Origin of the sequence: Streptomyces sp. NBC_00989 (genome assembly GCF_045162655.1) — a bacterium.
Lineage (GTDB): Bacteria > Actinomycetota > Actinomycetes > Streptomycetales > Streptomycetaceae > Streptomyces.
Genome location: NZ_CP108728.1, coordinates 2,348,607 through 2,370,292, shown reverse-complemented (window position 1 = coordinate 2,370,292; position 21,686 = coordinate 2,348,607). Strand labels below are relative to the sequence as shown.

The 21,686-nt window shown below is 69.9% G+C and carries 17 protein-coding genes; 7 read left to right on the top strand and 10 right to left on the bottom strand.

Features of this window, described 5'->3' with window-relative positions; translation table 11 throughout:
• Positions 1-36: 36 nt before the first annotated feature.
• From OG714_RS10290 to OG714_RS10270, 5 genes are all read right to left on the bottom strand, one after another.
• Complete coding sequence (locus OG714_RS10290; RefSeq protein ID WP_406120025.1) at positions 37-2,958, bottom strand: glycoside hydrolase family 2 TIM barrel-domain containing protein; 2,922 nt, start codon at positions 2,956-2,958, stop codon at positions 37-39.
• Positions 2,958-3,821, bottom strand: a complete 864-nt coding sequence (locus OG714_RS10285; protein ID WP_406120024.1) for a carbohydrate ABC transporter permease — start codon at positions 3,819-3,821, stop codon at positions 2,958-2,960. Before OG714_RS10285 ends, OG714_RS10290 begins: the two co-directional genes overlap by 1 nt.
• A 13-nt stretch (positions 3,822-3,834) precedes the next feature.
• Entirely contained in the window at positions 3,835-4,794 is a 960-nt protein-coding gene (locus tag OG714_RS10280) for a carbohydrate ABC transporter permease (protein WP_406120023.1), read from the bottom strand.
• A complete protein-coding gene (locus OG714_RS10275; protein ID WP_406120022.1) occupies positions 4,794-6,080 on the bottom strand; it encodes an ABC transporter substrate-binding protein in 1,287 nt (428 codons plus the stop codon). The genes OG714_RS10280 and OG714_RS10275 overlap by 1 nt, the downstream gene beginning before the upstream one ends.
• 98 nt (positions 6,081-6,178) lie before the next feature.
• The gene (locus OG714_RS10270) at positions 6,179-7,195 is read right to left on the bottom strand and encodes a carbohydrate kinase family protein (RefSeq protein ID WP_406120021.1); all 1,017 of its coding nucleotides are present in this window, start codon (positions 7,193-7,195) and stop codon (positions 6,179-6,181) included.
• Positions 7,196-7,346: 151 nt separating this feature from the next.
• Between OG714_RS10270 and OG714_RS10265 the strand changes: the two genes are divergently transcribed.
• The 4 genes from OG714_RS10265 (at position 7,347) to OG714_RS10250 (ending at position 13,937) form a co-directional block, all read left to right on the top strand.
• A complete protein-coding gene (locus OG714_RS10265) occupies positions 7,347-8,111 on the top strand; it encodes a DeoR/GlpR family DNA-binding transcription regulator (protein ID WP_019058991.1) in 765 nt (254 codons plus the stop codon).
• The gene (locus OG714_RS10260; RefSeq protein WP_406120020.1) at positions 8,108-9,445 is read left to right on the top strand and encodes a 6-phospho-beta-glucosidase; all 1,338 of its coding nucleotides are present in this window, start codon (positions 8,108-8,110) and stop codon (positions 9,443-9,445) included. The genes OG714_RS10265 and OG714_RS10260 overlap by 4 nt, the downstream gene beginning before the upstream one ends.
• 102 nt (positions 9,446-9,547) lie before the next feature.
• On the top strand, positions 9,548-12,607 hold the full coding sequence (locus tag OG714_RS10255) for an alpha-mannosidase (RefSeq protein WP_406120019.1): 3,060 nt from the start codon (positions 9,548-9,550) through the stop codon (positions 12,605-12,607).
• Positions 12,608-12,686: 79 nt separating this feature from the next.
• The gene (locus OG714_RS10250) at positions 12,687-13,937 is read left to right on the top strand and encodes an alpha-L-fucosidase (protein WP_406120018.1); all 1,251 of its coding nucleotides are present in this window, start codon (positions 12,687-12,689) and stop codon (positions 13,935-13,937) included.
• A gap of 77 nt (positions 13,938-14,014) precedes the next feature.
• Here the strand turns inward: OG714_RS10250 and OG714_RS10245 are convergent, their stop codons facing one another.
• Together OG714_RS10245 and OG714_RS10240 are read right to left on the bottom strand one after the other, a co-directional pair.
• Positions 14,015-15,700, bottom strand: coding sequence for a carbohydrate binding domain-containing protein (locus OG714_RS10245; RefSeq protein ID WP_406120017.1), 1,686 nt, complete (start codon positions 15,698-15,700; stop codon positions 14,015-14,017).
• Positions 15,701-15,838: 138 nt separating this feature from the next.
• The gene (locus tag OG714_RS10240; protein ID WP_406120016.1) at positions 15,839-16,993 is read right to left on the bottom strand and encodes an ATP-grasp domain-containing protein; all 1,155 of its coding nucleotides are present in this window, start codon (positions 16,991-16,993) and stop codon (positions 15,839-15,841) included.
• A 304-nt stretch (positions 16,994-17,297) separates the two neighbouring features.
• Between OG714_RS10240 and OG714_RS10235 the strand changes: the two genes are divergently transcribed.
• Together OG714_RS10235 and OG714_RS10230 are read left to right on the top strand one after the other, a co-directional pair.
• Positions 17,298-18,206 carry a metallophosphoesterase family protein gene (locus tag OG714_RS10235; RefSeq protein ID WP_406120015.1) on the top strand — a complete coding sequence of 303 codons (909 nt, stop codon included), beginning with the start codon at positions 17,298-17,300 and terminating at the stop codon, positions 18,204-18,206.
• Positions 18,154-18,888, top strand: a complete 735-nt coding sequence (locus OG714_RS10230; protein ID WP_406120014.1) for a 4'-phosphopantetheinyl transferase — start codon at positions 18,154-18,156, stop codon at positions 18,886-18,888. Before OG714_RS10235 ends, OG714_RS10230 begins: the two co-directional genes overlap by 53 nt.
• Here OG714_RS10230 and OG714_RS10225 read toward each other — a convergent pair.
• Complete coding sequence (locus tag OG714_RS10225) at positions 18,854-19,081, bottom strand: hypothetical protein (RefSeq protein WP_033281635.1); 228 nt, start codon at positions 19,079-19,081, stop codon at positions 18,854-18,856. The genes OG714_RS10230 and OG714_RS10225 overlap by 35 nt on opposite strands.
• A 218-nt stretch (positions 19,082-19,299) precedes the next feature.
• Between OG714_RS10225 and OG714_RS10220 the strand changes: the two genes are divergently transcribed.
• Positions 19,300-20,325 (top strand): alpha/beta fold hydrolase, encoded by a 1,026-nt coding sequence (locus OG714_RS10220; RefSeq protein ID WP_406120013.1) that lies wholly within the window; start codon positions 19,300-19,302, stop codon positions 20,323-20,325.
• A gap of 47 nt (positions 20,326-20,372) precedes the next feature.
• Here OG714_RS10220 and OG714_RS10215 read toward each other — a convergent pair whose 3' ends face one another.
• Positions 20,373-20,912 (bottom strand): toxin-antitoxin system, toxin component, encoded by a 540-nt coding sequence (locus tag OG714_RS10215; RefSeq protein WP_406131777.1) that lies wholly within the window; start codon positions 20,910-20,912, stop codon positions 20,373-20,375.
• Between the two features lie 32 nt (positions 20,913-20,944).
• A complete protein-coding gene (locus OG714_RS10210) occupies positions 20,945-21,601 on the bottom strand; it encodes a helix-turn-helix domain-containing protein (protein ID WP_406120012.1) in 657 nt (218 codons plus the stop codon).
• Positions 21,602-21,686: the final 85 nt, after the last annotated feature.

Genomic DNA, 21,686 nt, shown 5'->3' with positions numbered 1-21,686 from the left:
GTGAGTGCTCGTGAAAGCTGCTGAGATCTGGGGAGTTCAGAGAACGCGCAGGGTCCAGCTCCAGCGATGGACACCCGGTGCTACGAGATACTTCGGAAACGTGTCGGGGCCGCACGATGCCGTGCCCAACCCCCGGTGCACCGCGTCGAGTTGCACCACGCAGGACGCGCGCGGCACCAGTTCGTCGTGATGCCGTACGGCGGTCAGGTCCTCGGCGCGATGGCGGGTCACCGAGACCTGGCGGGGCTCGTCGAGGTCGACGGCGAGACCGGTGGCGTCCGGTGCCGACAGCGTGAACCGCCGTACCCCGTGCCGGCCACCGCTCTCCTGCGGCCGCAGATACGGAGTGAACAACTCGTCGACGGGGACCGAGTGGTGGCCCACGGGCGCGCCCGTGCTGCGGTCGGGGTACGACTCCCAGGGACCCTGGCCGAACCACTCCAGCAGATCCAGCCCCGGCACCGTCTCGAACACGGTGCCGACCCGGGCCACGTCGACGAACTCCTCGGGCAGTTCGGCCGATTCCTCGACCAGGACCCCGCCCTCGACCGGTGTGAACACCTGGCAGTGCCGGACCACACCGTCGGCCCCGGCGTACTCGGCGACCGTCGTCACCCGCTCGCCGTCACACCGTACCGAAACGATCTTCCGGACCAGGGAGTCGAGCCCCCAGGTCCGCCAGCGGGCCGCCATGCCGCTCAGCTCGTCGTTGTCCGTGGGCGCCCGCCACAGCGACAGCGTCGGGGCGACCGTCAACAGCGGGTGGCGCAGCAGGCCCTCGCCGTCGACCTCGACCCGGCCATCGCCAATCACCGCCGGTGCCACGGGAGTCGCCGCCCGCAGCCGCACCTGGGGTGCGCACACGTCCGTGCCGCGCGGCGCCCACGCCTGGTCCTCGGCCGTCGTCACGCGCAGCGTCAGCCAGGCCTCGCCGCCGTCCTCCGGCAGCTCGAACGGCAGGGGCACGGCCGCCGTCTCGCCCGGGCACAGGGCGGGCAGCTCGGCAGGAGCGGTCAGCGTACGACCGTCCGCGAGGGCCAACTCCCATGTACCGGCAAGCCAGTCGAGGCCCCGGAAGTGCTGGTGGTTGCCGAGGACGATGCCCTCGTGCCGGAAGCACTCGATGCGCAGCGGCGCCGCGATCTCCCGGTGCTCGAACATGACCGGCTTGGGCGTGCGGTCGGGAAACACCACGCCGTCCGAGATGAACGCGCCGTCGTGGATCGTCTCGCCGAAGTCACCGCCGTACGCCCAGCGCTGACCGGGCGCGGCGACACCGTTGTCATAGAGTCCGGCGCCCGCGCGGCCGGTGGGTCTTCCGTCGCTCACACGCTGCAGGATTCCGTGGTCCCAGAACTCCCAGATGAAGCCGCCCTGAAGACCCGGGGTTGACTCGATGGCGGCCCAGTGGTCCGCGAGGGTTCCGTTGCTGTTGCCCATCGCGTGGGAGTACTCGCACTGGATCAACGGCTTGGTCTGCTCACCGGACAGCGCGTGCGCGACACAGTCCTCCAGCGGCGCGTACATCGGACACGCGATGTCGGAGGCGAGGTCCGGGTCGGCCCAGCCGCGCTTGGCCGCGCCCTCGTATTGGACCGGTCTGGTCGGGTCGTGCCGGCGGACCCAGCCGGCCGCCGCGTCGTGATTGGCGCCGTAGTCGGACTCGTTGCCGAGCGACCAGATGATCACCGAGGGGTGGTTCTTGTCCCGCAGCACCATCCGTGAGGTCCGGTCCACGAACGCGTTCAGATAGCGCGGGTCGTCCGCGATCTCGTGCGCGTGGTCGTGCGACTCGATGTCCGCCTCGTCGACGACGTAGAAGCCCAGCTCGTCGGCGAGGTCGTAGAGCGCCGGGTCGTTCGGGTAGTGCGCGGTGCGGACCGCGTTGAACCCGAACCGCTTGAGCAGCACGAGGTCCGCGCGCATGTCGTCGTACGACACCGTGCGGCCGGTCAGTGGATGGAAGTCGTGCCGGTTGACGCCGCGGATGTACACGCGCTCGCCGTTGACGAGAAGGTCCCGCCCGACGATCTCCACGTCACGGAAGCCGATGCGCCGGTACGACGAGTCGGCGACCGTTCCGTCGGCGCGGTGCAGCCGGACGGTGAGGCCGTACAACTCGGGGGTCTCGGCGTTCCAGGTGCGGACCTCGGGCACGGTGGCGCGCATGCGGGCCTCGCCGAGGAAGTCGGAGACCCGGTCGTCCTCGGCGTTGAACCGGTCGAACTCCTCGTCCTGGGTGAGGAGTTGACCGTCGAGCTCACCGCTGACCCACCACCCGGCGGGCAGCGCGCCACCCGCGTCCCGCACCTGGCAGTCGACCCGCAGCCCGCCGTCGTAGGACGCCCGGACGGTCACGTCGGCGAGATACAGCTGATCGGTCGCGTAGAGCAGCACCGACCGCGTGATGCCGCCGTGCCACCACTGGTCCTGGTCCTCGATGTGCGAGGCATCCGACCACTTGACCACGGTCAGCCGTACGGTGGCCCGCCCGCCGGGGCGTACGACGCCCGAGAGGTCGAACTCGGCGGCGAGGTGGGAGTCCTTGGAGATGCCGACGGGCCGCCCGTCCACGTGCACGAGCAGCACGCTCTCGGCGGCCCCGACCTGGAGCACGATCCGTCGCCCGGCCCAGTCGGCCGGGACGTCCACCTCACGCTCGTAGACACCCGTCGGATTGTCGACCGGCGACAGTGGGGGGAATTCCGCATACGGCATACGGACGTTCGTGTACTGCGGAAGGTCGTCCGTATCCTGCATGGTCCATACGCCCGGAACGTATGCGGACGACCAGGTCTCCGCGAGTGGCGCGTCCGGCGCGGGCAGCAGTTGGAAGCGCCAGTCGCCGTCGAGGGAGAGGGCAGCCGCGCGGCGGTCGACGGCGGACATGGGCAACCGCCCCCAGGAGGTCACCTCGGGTGACTCCCAGGGGCGGAGCGCGAGCAGCGGGTCGCTCATCAGCGGATGGCTCCCTTGCCGAGGTCGCCGATGATCTGCTTGGCGCCGACCGCGAACACGATCAGCAGGGGGACGAGGGCGAGGAGCGCGCCGGTCATGACCATTCCGTAGTCGGTGGTGCCGTGGGTGCCGTTGAGCTGGGACAGGGCCACCTGGAGGGTGACGTTGTTCGGGTTGGTGAGGGCGATCAGGGGCCAGGCGTAGTCGTTCCACTGGCCCATGAAGGTGAAGATGCCGAGGAAGGCGAGGCCCGGCCGGACCACCGGGAGGGCCACGTGCCAGTACTGGCGCAGGAAGCTCGCGCCGTCGATGCGGGAGGCGTCGAGGAGTTCGTCGTGGATCGCGCTCTTCATGTACTGGCGCATCCAGAAGATGCCGAACGCGTTGGCCGCCGCCGGCACGATCAGCGCGGTCATCGAGCCGATCCAGCCGAGCTTCGCCATGATGACGAACTGCGGGATGGCCGCGAGCTGCGCCGGCACCATGAAGATGACCATCAGCAGCGCGAACATCACGTTCTTGCCCGGGAACTGGAACTTGGCGAAGACGAACGCGGCCAGCGAGTCGAAGAACAGGACCAGGAAGGTCACCGACCCCGCCACGAGCACCGAGTTGAACATCGAGCCGAAGAAGTCGATGTTGTCGAAGAGGCTGCGCACGTTCTCCAGGAAGTGCGTGCCCGGCAGCAGCTTCGGCGGGTAGGAGAAGATCTCCGACGAGGTGTGCGTCGACATGATCACGGCCCAGTAGAACGGGAAGGCCGAGAGCAACACGCCCAGGATCAGGGAGACATGGAGGGCGATGCCGCGGCTCCGGTCGCCCCGGATGCCCTTCGGTCGCCGTGTGCCTTGAAGGAATGCCATGGTGACCGACTCCCTAGTCTTCGCCCCGGCGCTGCACCAGGCGCCAGTTGACGATGGAGAAGATGATGACGACGAGGAAGATGCCCCAGGCCACGGCGGCGCCGTAACCGAAGTCGTTGTTGTCGAAGGTCTGTTGGAAGAAGTACAGGACCATCGTCTGGCCGGAGTGGCCCGGACCGCCCGCGAACGTCGAGTCGTTCGAGGTGTTCTGGAGCAGCACCTGTGGTTCGGAGAAGCTCTGGAGACCGGTGACCGTCGAGATGACGAGGACGAACAGGAGCACCGGCCGCATCATCGGCAGCGTGATCCGGAAGAACGTCTGGACCGGGCCGGCGCCGTCCATCCGGGCCGCCTCGTACACCTCGCCCGGGATGGTCTGCAGACCGGCGAGGAAGATGATCGCGTTGTAGCCGGTCCACTGCCAGGTCATCAGGGTCGCGATCGCGATCTTGATGCCCCACGGGGTGTTCAGCCAGGCGATCTGGTCGATGCCCACCGCCTGCAACAGGGCGTTCACCAGGCCGAAGTTGGTGGAGAACACCGAGCCGAAGACGATCGCGATCGCCACCACCGAGGTGACGTTCGGGAGGAAGTAGGCGAAGCGGTACACGTTCTTGAAGCGGACCGCCGAGTTGAGCATCACGGCCGTGATCATCGCGAGGAAGATCATGGGGAACGTCGCCAGCGCCCAGATGATGAGGGTGTTGCCGATCGAGTTCCAGAAGTCGGTGTCGCTCAGCAGGTACTTGTACTGCGACAGACCCGCCCACTCCATGGAGCCGAGGCCGTCCCAGCGGTGGAGGGAGAGGTAGAACGAGAAGCCGACGGGGATCAGCCCGAAGCAGAGGAACAGCAGATAGAACGGGGAGATCGCGGCATACAGATGCCAGTACTTGCGGAACCCGTTCTTGGGCCGCGAGGAGGCGGACGAACTGTCCACGGCGGCAGGGGGCTTGTCCAGTGCGGTGGCCATCAGTAGCTCACCCCCAGGTGGTCGGCGATGCGCCGGCACTTGCTCATGGCGTCACTCCAGGCCTTCTTGGGGTCCTTGCCGAGGACACCGACGTTCTTGATCTCGTCCTTGAGGGGCTGCCCGAGCGCGATGTCGAACGGGCTGTTGTAGGCGACCGTGATCTTCTGCGCGGCGGGCCCGAAGATGTCCATCGTGTCCTGGCCGCCGAAGAACGGGTCCGGCACCCGCACGGTCTTCAGGTCGTACGAGGCGGGGGTCGAGGGGAACAGGCCGGCGTCGACGAAACCCTGGGCCTGGTTGGCCGCGTTCATCATCCAGGTGATGATCCGGAAGGCCTGCTCGGGCTCGCGGCACGCCTTGGTGACCGACAGGAACGAGCCGCCGTTGTTGGCGGGCCGCACCGGCATCTGGGCAACTCGCCATCGGCCCTTGGTCTTCGGTACGCCGGTCTTGATGTCACTGGTCGCCCAGGAAGCACCCAGCTGACTGGGCAGCTTGCCGTCCTGCACGGCCGAGAGCTGGTCCGGCGTGCCACTGACCAGATCCGAGACGATCTTGCGCTGCTTCGCCTCCACGGCGAGTGCCCAGGCCCGGCGGACATGCTCCTCGTCACCGATGAAGTGACGGTCCTTGTCGACGTACCGCTTGGAGCCCTGGTTCACCACGTTCTCGAAGACGCTGTTGACGTCGGTGATCAGAGACGTCCCCGGGATCCGCTTCCTCAGCTGCTCGCCCGCCGCGAAGAACTTCTCCCAGGTGTTCAACTCCGTTGACACATCGGCCGGTTCGTACGGCAGTCCGGCCTTGCGGAACACGGCGTACTGGTAGAAGTGCGCCACCGGACCGCAGTCGATGGGGAAGCCGACCATCGTGCCGTCGTCGGCGATGCCCTGCTCCCACTTCCACGTCAGGTACTGGCTCTTGTACTTGTCCGCGCCGAGTGTCCTGAGGTCCACGAACTGGTCGGCGTTGGGCAGATAGGACGCCATGTCCTCGCCCTTGAGGCCGGCGATGTCGGGAATGTGGGCCTGGCCCGCCATCGTGGTGATCAGCTTGGACCGGTAGTAGCCGCCGATCTTGATCGCCTGGAGGTCGACCGTACTGTCGTAACGCGCCTTGGCGTTCTTGACGACCGTGTCGCCGAGGCCGCCGTCCCAGTACCACAGGACCATGTTCCGGCCGGTGGAACCGGTCGGTACGGCGCAGCCGGACGTCAGGCCGCCGAGCGCCGTGGCGGCCGTACCGGCCAGGCCCGCACGGAGCAGGCCTCTTCGTGAGAGCCGCACAGCTCCCACCGCCTTTCGGATCTGTTCGATCTGTTCGGGTCGTGCATACGAGGGACTCAAGTGGGGGGACTTGTAAGGGACTTGAGAGGTGGGGGGGGCTACTGCCGTGCGGGGGGAGTGACGGGTGCGTACATGACGGGCGGGCCGGGGTCCGCCGGGATCCTGTCGACGAGGAAGCCGTATGCACGCCGCAGTTCGGGATCGCGGACTGTATGCAGCCAACGGTCGACGCCGTACCAGCCGGGCGCCGCCAGCGCGCCGCCGTGGTGCTGGACGGACAGCCCGGCCGCGAGCACCGCGAACCGCAGCCGTTCCTCCAGCGGCCAGCCGCCGAGCGAGGCCGCGACGAAACTCGCGCCGAACACGTCACCGGCGCCCGTCGCGTCCAGGACGTCCACGGCCAGGGCCGGGACCTCCGCGTACTCGCCCGTCGTCTGGTCGACGGCGATCGCCCCGTCGCCGCCCCGCGTGATCACCGCGACCGGCACCAGTTCGGTGAGGGTGCCGAGCGCCGCGACCGCGCTGTCGGTGCGGGTGTAGGCCATCGCCTCGGTCTCGTTGGGGAGGAAGGCGTGGCACAGGGCGAGCTGGTCGAGCAGGTCGCGGGACCACTGCTCGGTGGGGTCCCAGCCGACGTCGGCGTAGATCTGCGTGCCGTTCGCGGAGGCCTTGGCGAGCCAGCCGCGCGGCTCGGCCTCCAGGTGCACCAGCGCGGTGCGCGCCTCGGGCGGGTCGCCCATCAGCACGTCCTGCGAGTACGGCGGTTCCTGGCCGTGGGTGACCAGCGCCCGGTCGTCGCCGTGGGCGAGCGAGACGGTGACGGGGGTGTGCCAGCCGTTCGCGGTGCGGGACAGGGAGAGGTCGACGCCCTCCTGGCCGGCGAGGACCTCATGGCAGTACGCGCCGTAGAAGTCGTCGCCGAAGACCGTGGCCAGGGAGGTCTTCAGGCCGAAGCGGGACGCGGCGACCGCGAGGTTCGCGATGCCGCCGGGGCCGCAGCCCATGCCGGCCGTCCAGATCTCCTCGCCCGGCGTCGGCGGCTGCCCCAGCCCCGTGAGGACGAGGTCGTAGAAGAGCAGCCCGGTCAGCAGCACATCGGGCCGGGGGTCGTCCACGCGCGCATCCTCTCGTCGGCACGTCGTCTGGAGAGTTCGTCAAAACTCTTCATTTCGGTGACCGGAATCGTGCGCTGCTCGACGAGATTGGTCAATACCCAAGCAGAACTGAGCATAGAAATGATTGAAGATGACGAGTAGTGTTCGCGACGTGCTGGCAGAACGACGACATCAACTCATCCTGCGGGCCCTGCGCTCAGGGGGCCCCGCGGCCGTGACCGATCTCTCCGAGCAGCTGGGTGTGAGCCCCGCCACCATCAGGCGTGATCTGCTCAAACTGGAGGAGGATGGACTGCTCACGCGTGTCCACGGCGGTGCCGTGGCCGACGAGGGCGACCAGCCCTTCGCCGAGGTCGCCGAGGTGCGGGTGGCCGAGAAGGACGCGATAGCCGCGCGCGCCGCCGCGATGGTGGCGGACGGCCAGTCGGTCCTCCTCGACATCGGTACCACCGCCTACCGGCTGGCCCGCCAGCTGCACGGCCGCCGGCTCACCGTGATCACCAGCAACCTCGTGGTCTACGAGGAGCTGGCCGACGACGAGGGCATCGAACTGGTGCTGCTCGGCGGCATGGTCCGGCGCGAGTACCGCTCCCTGGTGGGCTTCCTCACCGAGGACAACCTGCGCCAGCTGCACGCAGACTGGCTCTTCCTCGGCACCAGCGGAGTGCGGCCCGGCGGCCAGGTGATGGACACGACGGTCGTCGAGGTGCCGGTGAAACGGGCCATGATCAAGGCCGCCGACAAGGTCGTCCTGCTCGCCGACGCGCAGAAGTTCCCGGGGACGGGGATGGCGAAGGTGTGCGGTCCCGAGGACCTGGACGCGGTGGTGACGAACGCCCCGGTCGACCCGGTGACCCGTTCCTCCCTGGAGGAAGCGGGCGTCGAGGTCGTCGTGGCAGGAAAGGTGAAAGCGTGAAGCTGACGATTCTGGGCGGCGGCGGGTTCCGGGTGCCGCTCGTGTACGGGGCACTCCTGACGGACCGCGGCGAGGGCCGGGTCACCGAGGTGGTGCTGCACGATCTCGACGACAGTCGACTGTATGCGGTCGCCCGTGTACTTGCCGAACAGGCCGCCACCGTGCCCGACGCCCCCACCGTCACCGCCACCACGGACCTCGACGAGGCCCTGCGCGGCGCCGACTTCATCTTCTCCGCGATCCGCGTCGGCGGCCTGGAGGGACGGGCGAACGACGAGCGGGTGGCCCTCGCGCAGGGCGTCCTCGGCCAGGAGACGGTCGGCGCCGGCGGTATTGCCTATGGTCTGCGAACCGTCCCGGTCGCCGTCGACATCGCCCAGCGCGTGGCCCGCCTCGCCCCCGACGCCTGGGTCATCAACTTCACCAACCCGGCGGGCCTGGTCACCGAGGCCATGTCCCGCCACCTCGGCGACCGCGTCATCGGTATCTGCGACTCCCCGGTCGGCCTCGGCCGCCGTATCGCCACGGTGCTCGGCGCGAACCCGCGCGAGGCGTTCATCGACTACGTCGGCCTCAACCACCTCGGCTGGGTGCGCGGCCTGCGCGTCGCCGGCCGCGACGAACTCCCGCGCCTGCTCGCCGACCCCGACCTGCTCGGCTCCTTCGAGGAGGGCAAGCTCTTCGGCACCGACTGGCTCCAGTCGCTCGGCGCCATCCCGAACGAGTACCTGCACTACTACTACTTCAACCGCGAGACGGTCCGCGCCTACAGCGAGGTCGAGAAGACCCGCGGCGCGTTCCTGCGCGACCAACAGGCCCAGTTCTACGACGAGATGAAGCGCCCCGACACGGCCGCGCTGACCGCCTGGGACCGCACCCGCGCCGAGCGCGAGGCGACCTACATGGCGGAGAACCGGGAGACGGCCGGCGCCGGCGAACGCGACGCCGACGACCTCTCCGGCGGGTACGAGAAGGTCGCCCTCGCCCTGATGCGGGCCATCGCCCGCGACGAACGCACCACCCTGATCCTCAACGTCCGCAACCAGGGCGCGCTGTCCGTCCTCGACGCGGACGCCGTCATCGAGGTCCCGTGCCTGGTCGACGCCAACGGCGCGCACCCGGTCGCCGTCGACCCGCTGCCCGACCACGCCACCGGCCTGGTCTGCGCGGTCAAGGGCGTCGAACGCGAGGTCCTCGCGGCGGCCGGGAACGGCTCCCGTACGACGGCGGTGAAGGCCTTCGCGCTGCACCCGCTGGTCGACTCCGTGAATGTCGCGCGCCGACTGGTCGAGGGGTACACCGAGGTCCACCCGGGCCTGGCGTACCTTAAGTAGGCATCCGTTCAGTAAGCGCTTTCCCCGAGTGCTCGGCAGCTCTCCGAGGTGTCGACAGCTCCCCAAGTTCTCAGCAGCTCCCTGGTTCCCTGGAGACTTCCCATGCACGACGAACGCCGCCGGATCGAGGAGCGCGTCGAGCGCGCCCACAACCAGCGCATCAAGCCGGCGATCTACGCGGCCACCGCGCCCTTCACGGTCGAGGCCTGGCAGGCCCCCGGTGAGCCGGTCCCCTTCGAGGAGGCCGCGGCGGCGCCGTACGCGCCGTTCGCGATGGACACCCCGTGGGGTCCGCCCTGGGGCACGACCTGGTTCCGGATGCGCGGGCAGGTGCCCGCCGAGTGGGCCGGGAAGCGCGTCGAGGCCGTCATCGACCTCGGCTTCGTCGGCGACTGGCCCGGCAACCAGGCCGAGGCACTGGTCCACCTCGCGGACGGGACGCCGCTGAAGGCGGTCAACCCGCTCAACCAGTACGTGGCGATCGCCAACCCGGCGACGGGCGGCGAGGTGATCGACTACCTGGTCGAGGCGGCCTCCAACCCCGACATCCTCGCCAACAACTTCTCCGAGCCCACACCGCTCGGCGATGTACTGACGGCAGGCGACCGTCCACTGTACACATTCCGCCGCGCCGACCTCGCCGTCCTCGACGAGGAGGTCTTCCACCTCGACCTCGACGTCCAGGTGCTGCGCGAACTGATGCTGGAACTGGGCGAGCACGACCCGCGCCGGCACGAGATCATGCACGCCCTCGACCGCGCCCTGGACCTCCTCGACCTGGACGACGTCGCCGGTACGGCCGCCGACGTACGGGCCGCGCTCAAGCCGGTGCTGTCCAAGCCGGCCAACGCCAGCGCACACGTCATCTCCGGTGTCGGGCACGCGCACATCGACTCGGCGTGGCTGTGGCCGATCCGCGAGACCAAGCGCAAGACATCGCGCACCTTCTCGAACGTGACGTCGCTGGCCGACGAGTACGAGGACTTCATCTTCGCCTGCTCGCAGGCCCAGCAGTACGAGTGGGTGCGCGACAACTACCCGCAGGTGTGGGCCCGCATCCAGGAGTCCGTCAAGCGCGGCCAGTGGGCGCCGGTCGGCGGCATGTGGGTCGAGTCCGACGGCAACCTGCCCGGCGGCGAGGCCATCGCCCGCCAACTCGTCCACGGCAAGCGGTTCTTCATCGAGCACTTCGGCGTCGAGACCAAGGGCGTCTGGCTGCCCGACTCCTTCGGCTACAACGCGGCCTACCCGCAGCTCGCCAAGCTCGCCGGCAACGAGTGGTTCCTCACCCAGAAGATCTCCTGGAACCAGACCAACAAGTTCCCCCACCACACCTTCTGGTGGGAGGGCATCGACGGCACCCGCATCTTCACGCACTTCCCGCCGGTCGACACCTACAACGCCCGCTTCAGCGGCGAGGAGATGTCCCGCGCGGTCCGCAACTACCAGGAGAAGGGCAACGCCACCCGCTCCCTGGCCCCGTTCGGCTGGGGCGACGGCGGTGGCGGCCCGACCCGCGAGATCATGGAACGGGCGCGCAGGCTCGCCGACTTGGAGGGCTCGCCGAAGGTCGTCGTCGAGCACCCCGACGAGTTCTTCGCCAAGGCCCGCGCCGAGTACCCCGACGCCCCTGTCTGGGTCGGCGAGCTCTACCTCGAACTCCACCGCGCCACCTACACCTCGCAGGCCCGCACCAAGCAGGGCAACCGGCGCAGCGAACACAAGCTCCGCGAGGCCGAGTTGTGGGCGACCACCGCCGCGCTGCACGCACCGGGCTACGCGTACCCGTACGAGAAGCTCGACAAGCTGTGGAAGACGGTGCTGCTGCACCAGTTCCACGACATCCTGCCGGGCTCCTCGATCGCCTGGGTGCACCGCGAGGCCGAGGCCGAATACGCCAGGGTGGCAACGGAGTTGGAGGAGCTGACGGCGGATGCCGTGGCCGCGCTGGGCGGCGGCGGTACCCGCGTCTTCAACACCAGCCCCTACGACCGCGCCGAGGTCATCCGCACGGCGACCGGCGTCCCGATGTACGCGACGGTCCCCGCGAACGGCAGCGCCCCGCTGGCCGCCGAGTACGTCCCGCAGGCCGTGACCGTCACCGACCGCGTCCTCGACAACGGCATCGTCCGCGTCGAACTCGCCGACGACGGCACCCTCGCCTCCGTGCGCGACCTGCGCCACGGCGGCCGTGAAGTCCTCGCGGACCAGGGCAACTTGCTGCGCCTGCACACCGACCTCCCGAACTACTGGGACGCCTGGGACGTCGACAAGCACTACAAGAACCGCTTCACCGACCTCCTGGACGCCGACTCCATCACCGTCGTCGAACAGGACCCGCTGCTCGGCGCGATCCGCGTGGAGCGGAACTTCGGCAAGGGCTCGAAGATCGTGCAGACGATCACCGTCCGTGCGGGCAGCCCCCGCATCGACTTCGAGACCGACATCGACTGGCACGAGGCCGAGAAGTTCCTCAAGGCCGGCTTCCCCGTGGACATCCGGGCCGCGCACTCCTCCGCCGAGATCCAGTTCGGCCACATCCAGCGGCCCACGCACACCAACACCAGCTGGGAGGCGGCCCGTTTCGAGGTCTCCGGCCACCGCTGGGTGCACCTCGCCGAGCCCGGCTACGGCGTCGCCGTCATCAACGACTCGACGTACGGCCACGACGTCTCCCGCACGGTCCGCGAGGACGGCGGCACGACGACCACGGTCCGCCTGAGCCTGGTGCGCGCCCCGCGCATCCCCGACCCGGGCGCCGACCAGGGCAAGCACCGCTTCGTCTACTCGCTGCTGCCCGGCGCGAGCATCGAGGACGCGGTCGCCGAGGGCTACGCCCTCAACCTCCCGCTGCGGGTGGCCGATGCGGGCGGCGCCCCGGAGCCGGTCGTCTCCGTCGACGGCGACGGCATCACCGTCGAGGCGGTCAAGCTCGCCGACGACGAGTCCGGCGACATCGTGGTCCGCCTCTACGAGTCGAGCGGCGGCCGCGCCCAGGGCGCACTGCGCACGGGCTTCTCCCTCGCCGGCGCGCAGATCACCGACCTGCTGGAGCGACCGCTGGAGGACGAGGTCTCTGTCGACGGCGACTCGGTCGCCGTCGCCCTGCGGCCCTTCCAGATCCTGACGCTCCGTCTGCAGCGGGCGGAAGCGGGCCAGTAGAGCCTGGGGCGGGCCCGGCGGTCGTACGCCGGGCCCGCCCGCATCCACCAACCAACCGTTTCCCGGCGGGAGTTCAGCCGTGACCGTGCAACCGTGGTTCACCGACGCCAAGTTGGGGATCTTCGTCCACTGGGGGATCTACGCCGTCGACGGCGTCCAGGAGTCCTGGTCGTTCTACGACGACATCGTGCCGCACGACCGGTACATGTCCCAGCTCGACCGCTTCACCGGCGCGAAGTACGACCCGCGTGCCTGGGCCGACCTGTTCGCCCGCGCCGGCGCCAGGTACGCCGTCCTCACCAGCCGCCACCACGACGGAGTGGCCCTGTGGGACAGCGAGTTCGGCGAACTCGGCCTCGGCAAGGACTACATCGCCGGCTACGCCGACGCCCTCCGCGAGCGGGGCCTCAAGGTCGGCCTCTACTACTCGCACTCCGACTGGAACCACCCCGACTACGCCACCACCCGCAAGCCGGGCCGCCCGCCGGAGCAGGAGGACAACCGCTACTCCGAGTGCGCGGCCGAGGACGAGGACCTGGCGGCCTGGGAGCGGTTCATCGTCTACCGGGACGGCCAGATAAGGGAGTTGGCCTCCCGTTACCGGCCCGACCTGATGTGGTTCGACGGCGAGTGGGACCGCAGCGAGGAGCAGTGGCGCATCAAGGAACTCGCCGCACTGATCCGCTCGTACTCACCGGACGTCGTCTTTAACGCGCGCATGCTCAGCGAGGGCGACTACGCGACGCCGGAGCAGGGCGCCCCCGTCGAACCCCCGGACGGGCCCTGGGAGTTGTGCCTCACCATCAACGACTCATGGGGCTACCAGCACCACGACGACAACCACAAGTCGCTGAGCCAGCTGGTGCGTTACTTCACGGAGACGATCGGCGGGGGCGGCAACCTCCTCCTGGACGTGGGCCCGATGGAGGACGGCACGATCCCGCGGCCGCAGGCCGAGCGCCTCGAAGGCCTGGGGGAGTGGATCCGCAAGCACGCCGACGCCGTGTACGGCACGGTGCGCGGGCTCCCCGCCGGGCACCACTACGGGCCGAGCACCCTCTCCGCCGACCGGCGCACCCTCTATCTCACCCTGTACGACATCCCGCGCGCCGCGATCGGTGTCCGCGGGCTGGTCACGCCGGTCCGCAGGGTCACCGTGCTCGGCACCGGCACCGAACTCGCCCACCGGGTCATCGGCGGACTGCACGAGGCCGTAGGGCAGTTGTGGATCGATCCGCCGCCGTCGGCCGATCTCGACCCGCTGGCCACGGTCCTCGCCGTCGAGCTGGACGGGGAGTTGGAGCTGTACCGGGGCTCGGGACGTTTCTGACGGACGGAGACGGCCGACGGGGCACACACCGAGGCGGCCGGCCCACACGGGGGACCGGCCGCCAGGGGTGGGGGTCGTCAGCCGGTGAAACCGGCCGTGATGGACGTGAACTGCCAGGTGTTCTGGCTGATGCCGGAGCAGTTGCTCACCACTCCGCCGCCGGCGCACCCGCGGTCACGGTTGACCGACCAGAAGGCGAGCCGCGCGATGTGGTGCGAGTTCGACCAGTCACGGATCGAGGTCCAGATAGCGGGAGTCGTGGTCTCCGACTGGTCCGACAGACCGTTCATGCCCGAGATGCCGATGTGCGAGTAGGCCGTCGCGTCGTCCCACCCGAACGTGGACTTCAGCTTGGTCTTCAGGCCCTCGGCCGCGGCGACCGTGTTGCCGTACATGTCGGCGCCGCCGCCGAAGTCGAACGGCATGATGGTGAAGACGTCGATGCCGGCGTTGAGCGACTGCGCCTGCTCGATCAGCCGGTTGCCGTAGTACGTCGGGCCGGTGGTCGAGGTGCCGAAGGTGACGATCGTCCGCAGGCCGGGGTTGTTGGCCTTGACGGTCTTCAGCGCGGTCAGGATCTTCGCCTGCACGGCCTCGTTCTCGAACTCGTCCGAGTTCTCGATGTCCATGTCGATCGCCTTGAGGCCGTAGGCGGTGATCACCTTCTGCAGGGCTCCGGCGAGCGCGCTCGCGGAGGAGCAGTTGGCGCCGAGCTTGCTGCCCGACCAGCCGCCGAACGACGGGACGATGTCACCGCCCGCCGCGCGGATCTGGTTGATGGCGGTCTGGTCGACGCCGCCGGTCAGGGGCCGGCTGCCGTCCCAACTCGGGGTGCAGCCACCGGAGTCGAGCACGAAGGCCATCGTGAACCACTTGATGCCGGTCGCGCTCATCACCGTGCTCGGGCTAGGCGGATCGCCCCAGCCCTCGTAGAGGTACGGCGCGGCCTGGGTGAACCCGGTGCCGCCGCCGGTGCCGGCACTCGTCGTGACGCTCACCGCGTTGGAGGCCGCCGAACTGTTCCCGGCCGCGTCGCGTGCCTTCACGGTGAACGTGTAGGCGGTACTGGCCGCGAGTCCGCTGACCGTGCCGCTCGTACCGGTGACGCTGAGGACCTGGTTCGAACCGCTGTAGACGTCGTACGCCGTGACGCCCACGTTGTCCGTCGAGGCGCCCCACGACAGGGACACGGTCGAGGACGTCTTGGCCGTGGAGGTCAGGCCCGTCGGCGCGGTCGGGGCCTGGGTGTCGCCACCGCCGCCACCGCCCGGGCCGTCGAGGCTGATGTCGTCCGCGTAGTAGGTGCCCTGCGCGTACCAGCCGTGGACGTAGATGGTGGCGCTGGTCTGCGAGGCGCCGGTGGTGAAGGACGTCGTCAGCTGGCTGTACGCCGACGGGGACGAAGTCCAGGTGGAGGAGCCGCCGTTGACACCGAGGTAGACGTAACTGCCGCGCACCCAGCCGCTGAGCGAGTAGGCCGTGTTCGGTTGCACGGCTACCGTCTGGGTGCACTGTGCGGTGTCGCTCGAACTCACCGCGCCCGCAAGGGCTTTGGAGCCGCCGTGCACCGGAGAGGAGACCACCGAGCCGAGGTTTCCGGTGCAGGACCAGGGGGAGAGACTGCCCGACTCGAAGCCGGGGTTGGTCAGGACGTTGGCCGCCTCGGCCGTACCGGGCAGCGCGATCGCCCCGGCCATGGCCAGGGCGGCGGTACCGAGCAGGGCGAGGAGCCGACGTCTGGAACGTCTGAGTGTGTCGCGCACGCGATCTCCCTGAAGTAATGGGGGTGTTCGGGAGTGCAAGAGGGTGCGCAACCAAGTTGGTATGGACCAATCGCGGTGTCAAGATGTGCCGCCATGATTGGTCCATACCGGTATGAAGTTGTGTGGTGGGACCGGGGGTCAGGCGCGAGCGGCTGCCCGGCTGCCCGACTCGGAGGTCTCCGTCGCCGTCTCCACCTCGTCCTGCGCGGGTGCGGGCGCCGCCGCCGGGAGCAGGGGCTCCGACTCCTCCGCGCGCTGGTGCGGGAGCGACACCGCACGCAGCTGACGCGGGCCGGACACCACCGCGTAGTCCGCGCCCAGGAACGGCGGCTCCATCGTGCCCGGGTCCTCGCCGAGCGCCAACTGCACTGCCGCCCAAGGGGCGTTGACGCCGCAGAGCGACAGCTGGTGCAGGCCGCCCGCGGGGCGGGTGTTGACGTCCATCAGCACCGGCCGGTCGCCGAACATGCGGAACTGGATGTTGGACAGGTAGTGCAGCCCGAAGCCCTCCGCGATCCGGCGGGCCGGCTCCAGCCACTGCTCGTGCAGGGTGAAACCGCGACGGCGGCCGTTCTTCGTGCGGCCCACGGCGAGCCGGACCAGGTTGTCGGGACCGGTCAGGCAGTCCACCGACACCTCCGGCTCCTCAAGGCGGGGCATGACCAGCCAGTCGACCTGCTCGTCGGCCCGCTCCAGCGCCTCGACGACCGTGTCGAGCGGGACGTAGGGGCTCGGGAAGCCGTTGAGGTGCATGAGCGAGAAGGGGGCGCGCGTGATCACGCGGAAGCCCACCCCGCCCGCACCGGACGCCGGCTTGAAGCACGCCTTGTGCCCGGCCGCCTCCAACTCCTCGACGGCGGCGACGAGTTGGGGCGCCGTGCGCACCCGCCACCACGGCGGTACGGGCACGCCGATCGCCTGGACGGCCTCGTACGCGATCACCTTGTCGTGGAAGACGGCGACGGCCTCGGGGGTCGGCGCCAGCAGCGCCGTGCCCACCGCCGCGAAGTCCGCGCGGTGCGCCACGATCTCCGACTGGTGCAGCCGGGGCACGAACACGTCGATGCCGCGGCGGGCGCACTGGTCGAGCGCGAACTCGACGTACGCGGCCGGGGACAGGCCCTCGGGCTCCAGGTCGGCGGTGTCGGCGGCGGCCAGTACGGGGGAGTCCGCGTCGCCGTGCGTGGCATGGATCTCGACGGCCCGGTCGCTGGGATTTCTCCGCAGCTGATCCATGAAGAACACGTTCTCCGCGTACGTGCGGTTGAGCCAGACGCGTACGCGAGAGACCATGCAGGGCCGTCCTTTCGGGTTCACGGGCACGGCGGAGCGGGGCCGTGCCCGGCCAGGGTGGTTGGAGGTACACCAAACCGCCCTCGGCGAAGGGGCGTTCGTAGCGGTGGTGTTGGGGCGATCATACGGCTTTCGAAGGGTGCCGCGTGCAACGCCCATGTTACGGATTTCGCGCTGGTGCCCACCCGGCACATGAACTCCCGTCGAGGCGTCGCCCTGACCGCCGCGTATGCCCCGGCCGTCTTGTCGCGGAACGGCGGCGTGTGATCTCGTGGACCCATTCGTGTGTACGGAGGGGGCGAGGGTGGAGTCGACGGCCGGCGGTGCCGGACAGCTGCTGGCCATCAGCGACCTGCACATCGGGTACGCCGAGAACCGCGCCCTGGTCGAGGAGATGCGGCCCGTCACGGACGACGACTGGCTGATCGTGGCCGGTGACATCGCCGAGACCGTGGCCGACATCCGCTGGGTCCTCGAACTCCTCGCCGGCCGCTTCCGCAAGGTCCTCTGGGCCCCCGGCAACCACGAACTGTGGACCCACCCCAAGGACTCCGTCACCCTGCGCGGCGTCGCCCGCTACGAGCACCTCGTCGCCCTGTGCCGACAGCTGGGCGTCGTCACACCCGAGGACCCGTACCCCCTCTGGGAGGGTCCCGGCGGCCCGGTGGCCGTGGCCCCGCTGTTCCTGCTCTACGACTACTCGTTCCTGCCGGCCGGCTGCGCCACCAAGGCCGAGGGACTGACGTACGCGCACGGCACCGGCGTCGTCTGCAACGACGAGTTCCTGCTGCACCCCGACCCCTACCCCAGCCGCGAGGCCTGGTGCCGGGCCCGCGTCGCCGAGACCGAACGCCGGCTCACCGAGATCCCCGACACCCTGCCCACGGTCCTGATCAACCACTACCCCCTGGACCGGCACCCCACCGAGGTCCTGTGGTACCCCGAGTTCGCCATGTGGTGCGGCACCACCCTCACCGCCGACTGGCACCGCAGATTCCGCGTGGACACCATGGTCTACGGCCATCTCCACATCCCGCGGACCACCCACCACGAGGGGGTCCGCTTCGAAGAGGTGTCCGTGGGATACCCACGCGAGTGGCAGAAGCGCCCGGAACCCCCGGGCCGACTGCGCCGCATCCTGCCGATGGAGGTCGGAACCGGTGATCGAGGAACTGCTTCCGGACTCCGTGGTGACCGTGGAGACACACGGTGACGAGGGGCTCCAGGACGCCCCGCTGTACCCCGAGGAAGAGGCCCGCGTGGCCCGCGCGGTGCCCAAGCGCCGCCGCGAGTTCGCCGCCGTACGGGCCTGTGCCCGGCGCGCCATGGAGAAGCTCGGCGTGCCCCCGCAGCCGATCCTGCCCGGCGCCCACGGCGCGCCGGCCTGGCCCACCGGAGTCATCGGCAGCATGACCCACTGCGACGGCTACCGCGCCGCCGCGCTGGCCCGCGCCGGCGACCTCGCCTCACTCGGCATCGACGCCGAACCGCACGCCCCGCTCCCGGACGGCATCCTCGCCTCCGTCTCCCTGCCCGCCGAACAGGAACGCCTGGCACTCCTGGGCGCGGAGCGGCCCGGCGTGCACTGGGACCGGCTCCTGTTCAGCGCCAAGGAGTCCGTCTACAAGGCGTGGTTCCCCCTCACCGGCAAGTGGCTCGACTTCTCCGAGGCCGACATCGAGGTCTTCACGGACCCCGGCGAGGAGGCGCGCGGCGGCCTCCGCGCCCGCCTCCTCGTGCCCGGCCCGGTGGTCGACGGCGAACGGCTCGACGTCTTCGAGGGCCGCTGGACCGTCGGGCGCGGACTGGTCGCCACGGCGGTCACGGTCCCGCACCCCTCGACTCCCCGCACCCCTCCGGTCACCCCTCCGGGCACCAGCTCTCCAGCAGCCTGAAGAACGCCTCCTCGTTGCCCGCGAGCCCGGCGTCCGTCAACGCCTGGTCCGCCTCGGCCAGTACCGAGGGCGGGACCAGGACCGGCCGCGGGGCGCCCGGTGGGCCGTCGAAGGCTGCTCGGACCGTGTGCAGCAGCCGTAGATAGGCCTGAACGGCGGCGCGCTCGCGGTCGGTCATCACTGCGGTCTGCATAGGACGGCTCTCCCCTGGTCGGCGTCATGCGCCCCCGCACGGCGGTGGCACGACTCCAGCTTGCCGGGTGCCACTGACAATGCCGTTGCGCCGAGCGCCGGTTCGCCCGCTTAGCGGAGGCGAAACGTCACCGAAATCCCCGGTGGGACAGCGGCCCTACGCTGGAGGGAAGGGCTTTCGGCCGTCCGCGGGCGGCCAGGTGAACGGGAGGCGAGTGCGTGGAGGACGTCCCGGTACGGCGCCCGGCGCGCGCCGCACGGCTGCGCTCGGTGGGTGCCGGAGAACTCGAGTTGCAGTACCGCGTCGTGCACGGATACCGCCGCGCCTTCCGCATGGCCGGCCAGGGTCCGGCGCTGGTCCTCATCCACGGCATCGGCGACTCCTCCGCCACCTGGACCGACCTGATCCCCGAACTCGCCCGCACCCACACGGTGATCGCGCCCGACCTCCTCGGTCACGGCGCCTCCGACAAGCCCCGGGCCGACTACTCGGTCGCCGCCTACGCGAACGGCGTGCGCGATCTGCTCACCACGCTCGGCATCGAGTCCGCGACCCTGCTCGGGCACTCGCTGGGCGGGGGAGTGGCGATGCAGTTCGCCTACCAGTTCCCCGAGCGCACCGAACGGCTCGTCCTCGTCAGCGCGGGCGGCGTGGGCCGCGAGGTCAATCCGGTGCTACGGCTCGTCTCGCTCCCCGGTTCCCATCTGGCCCTGTCCGCGCTGCGGTTGCCCGGCATGCGTCTCCAAGTCGGCCTCGCCGTAGGGCTGATGAGACTTCTCGACACCGACCTCGGCCAGGACGCCCCCGAACTCCTCACCCTCGTCGACGCGTTGCCGGACGAGACCGCCCGCAACGCCTTCATCCGCACCCTGCGCGCGGTCGTCGACTGGCGCGGCCAGGTGGTGACCATGCTCGACCGCTGCTATCTGACCGAGGGCATGCCGACCATGCTGCTGTGGGGCGACCGGGACAGCGTGGTGCCGGTACGGCACGCGTACGGCGCCCACGAGGCGATGCCCGGCAGCCGGCTGGAGATCTTCGAGGGTTCGGGGCACTTTCCGTTCCACACGGACCCGGCCCGATTCCTCACCCTGGTCAATGAGTTCACCGGTACCACCACGCCCGCCCACTGGAGCCGCGAGCACTGGCGCGACCTCCTGTGCGAGGGCCGCCCCGGCGTCACGGCCCAGGGCGGCGCGAGGGAACGGGACCTGCGGGAGGCGAGCGAACGCAGCGCGACCTAGCCGGGCCGTCTGCTTGACGTACCGATCATTTGACGGGCCGCCAATTCCTAGCTCCGCGGCCCCGGATACCCCAGCGCCGCCTCGATCCGCCCCGCCAGATGGTCGTGCTGCGCGGGTCCCTTGAGGGACGAACCGGCCAGCCACGTACGGCACTTGCTGGCCAGCAGCAGACCGAAGCTCTCCGCCTCCCGCTCGTCGGCGCGCTCGAACCGGCTGCGGGCGGCCACTTTGAGGACCGTCGCGCGCAACGCGGCCTCGTCGACGGTGTCGCCGAGGAGCCGGGCGGCCACCGCGGTGCCCTCCAGGTGCGGGCCGCAGTGCCCGGCCTTCATGTGCCACAGCTCGTGACCCAGGATCACCAACTGGTGGTCGGGCGCGGTGCGTTCCTCGATCACCACGAGATCCTGGTCGGCCATGTCGAGCCACAGCCCGCTCGCGGTGCAGGCCGGGAAGGCGGCCGTACGGAACTGGACCGGGCGGCCCCGGCGGCGGCTCATCGCGTCGCACAGCGCGGCGTACAGGTCGTGCGGGCGTGCGGGTGCGCCGAGGCTCAGCTCCGCGACCAACTCACCGCACAGGCGGCGCATCTGCCGTCCGATGCCCACAGTTCTCCCCCGGATCACGACTCGGGCCGCTTCACGCTCTCCAGGAGCATGTCCAGCCACTCGGCGACCTTGTCGCGGTGCTGGTCGGTGGGCAACTGCGCGGCCCGCCAGGCGATTCCGCGCACTCCGTGGTCCTGGAGCAGCCGCTCCAGCGGGTCCTCCGCGGCCTCGGCCGCCGCCCGCTCACGGTCCGCGAGCTTCTGCAACAGCTCCTGCTCGGTGCGCTGGAGGGCGCCCGCGAGGGCTTCGGAGTCCTCGGCCGTGAGGAATCCGGCGTGCACGCGGAAGAAGCGCTGGAGCGCGTCGCAGTGCTCCATGGTGGGACGCCGGTCGCCGTTGATGAGCGCGCCCGCCTGCTGACGGGACATGCCCGCGCCGTCGGCGATCTCCTGCTGGGTGTACTTGCGCCCGTTGGGCTTGAGTCTGGTGCGGCGCAGCAGGCCGAGGCGTTGCAGGAACCGGGCCTGCACATCGGGCTCGCCCGCGGGACGGCCGCTCAGCAGGGCTCTGACCACGGGCTCCGGGACACCGCAGGCGACGGACAGTCGGCCGATGTGGACGACCTCGGTCTGGGGCACGTCGAGCCGTTCGGCGAGCGCGGTGACGCGGTCGACGACGGCGGGCAGCAGAGCGGTCGCCGTCGTGCCCGATACCTCGAAGCCATCCGACACCGACAGATCTCCTATACGTCTACGTCTCTCACAGGCTTCTCACAAACGGGGGCCGTGAACATCCCGGAGAGTAGCGGTTGGTTCG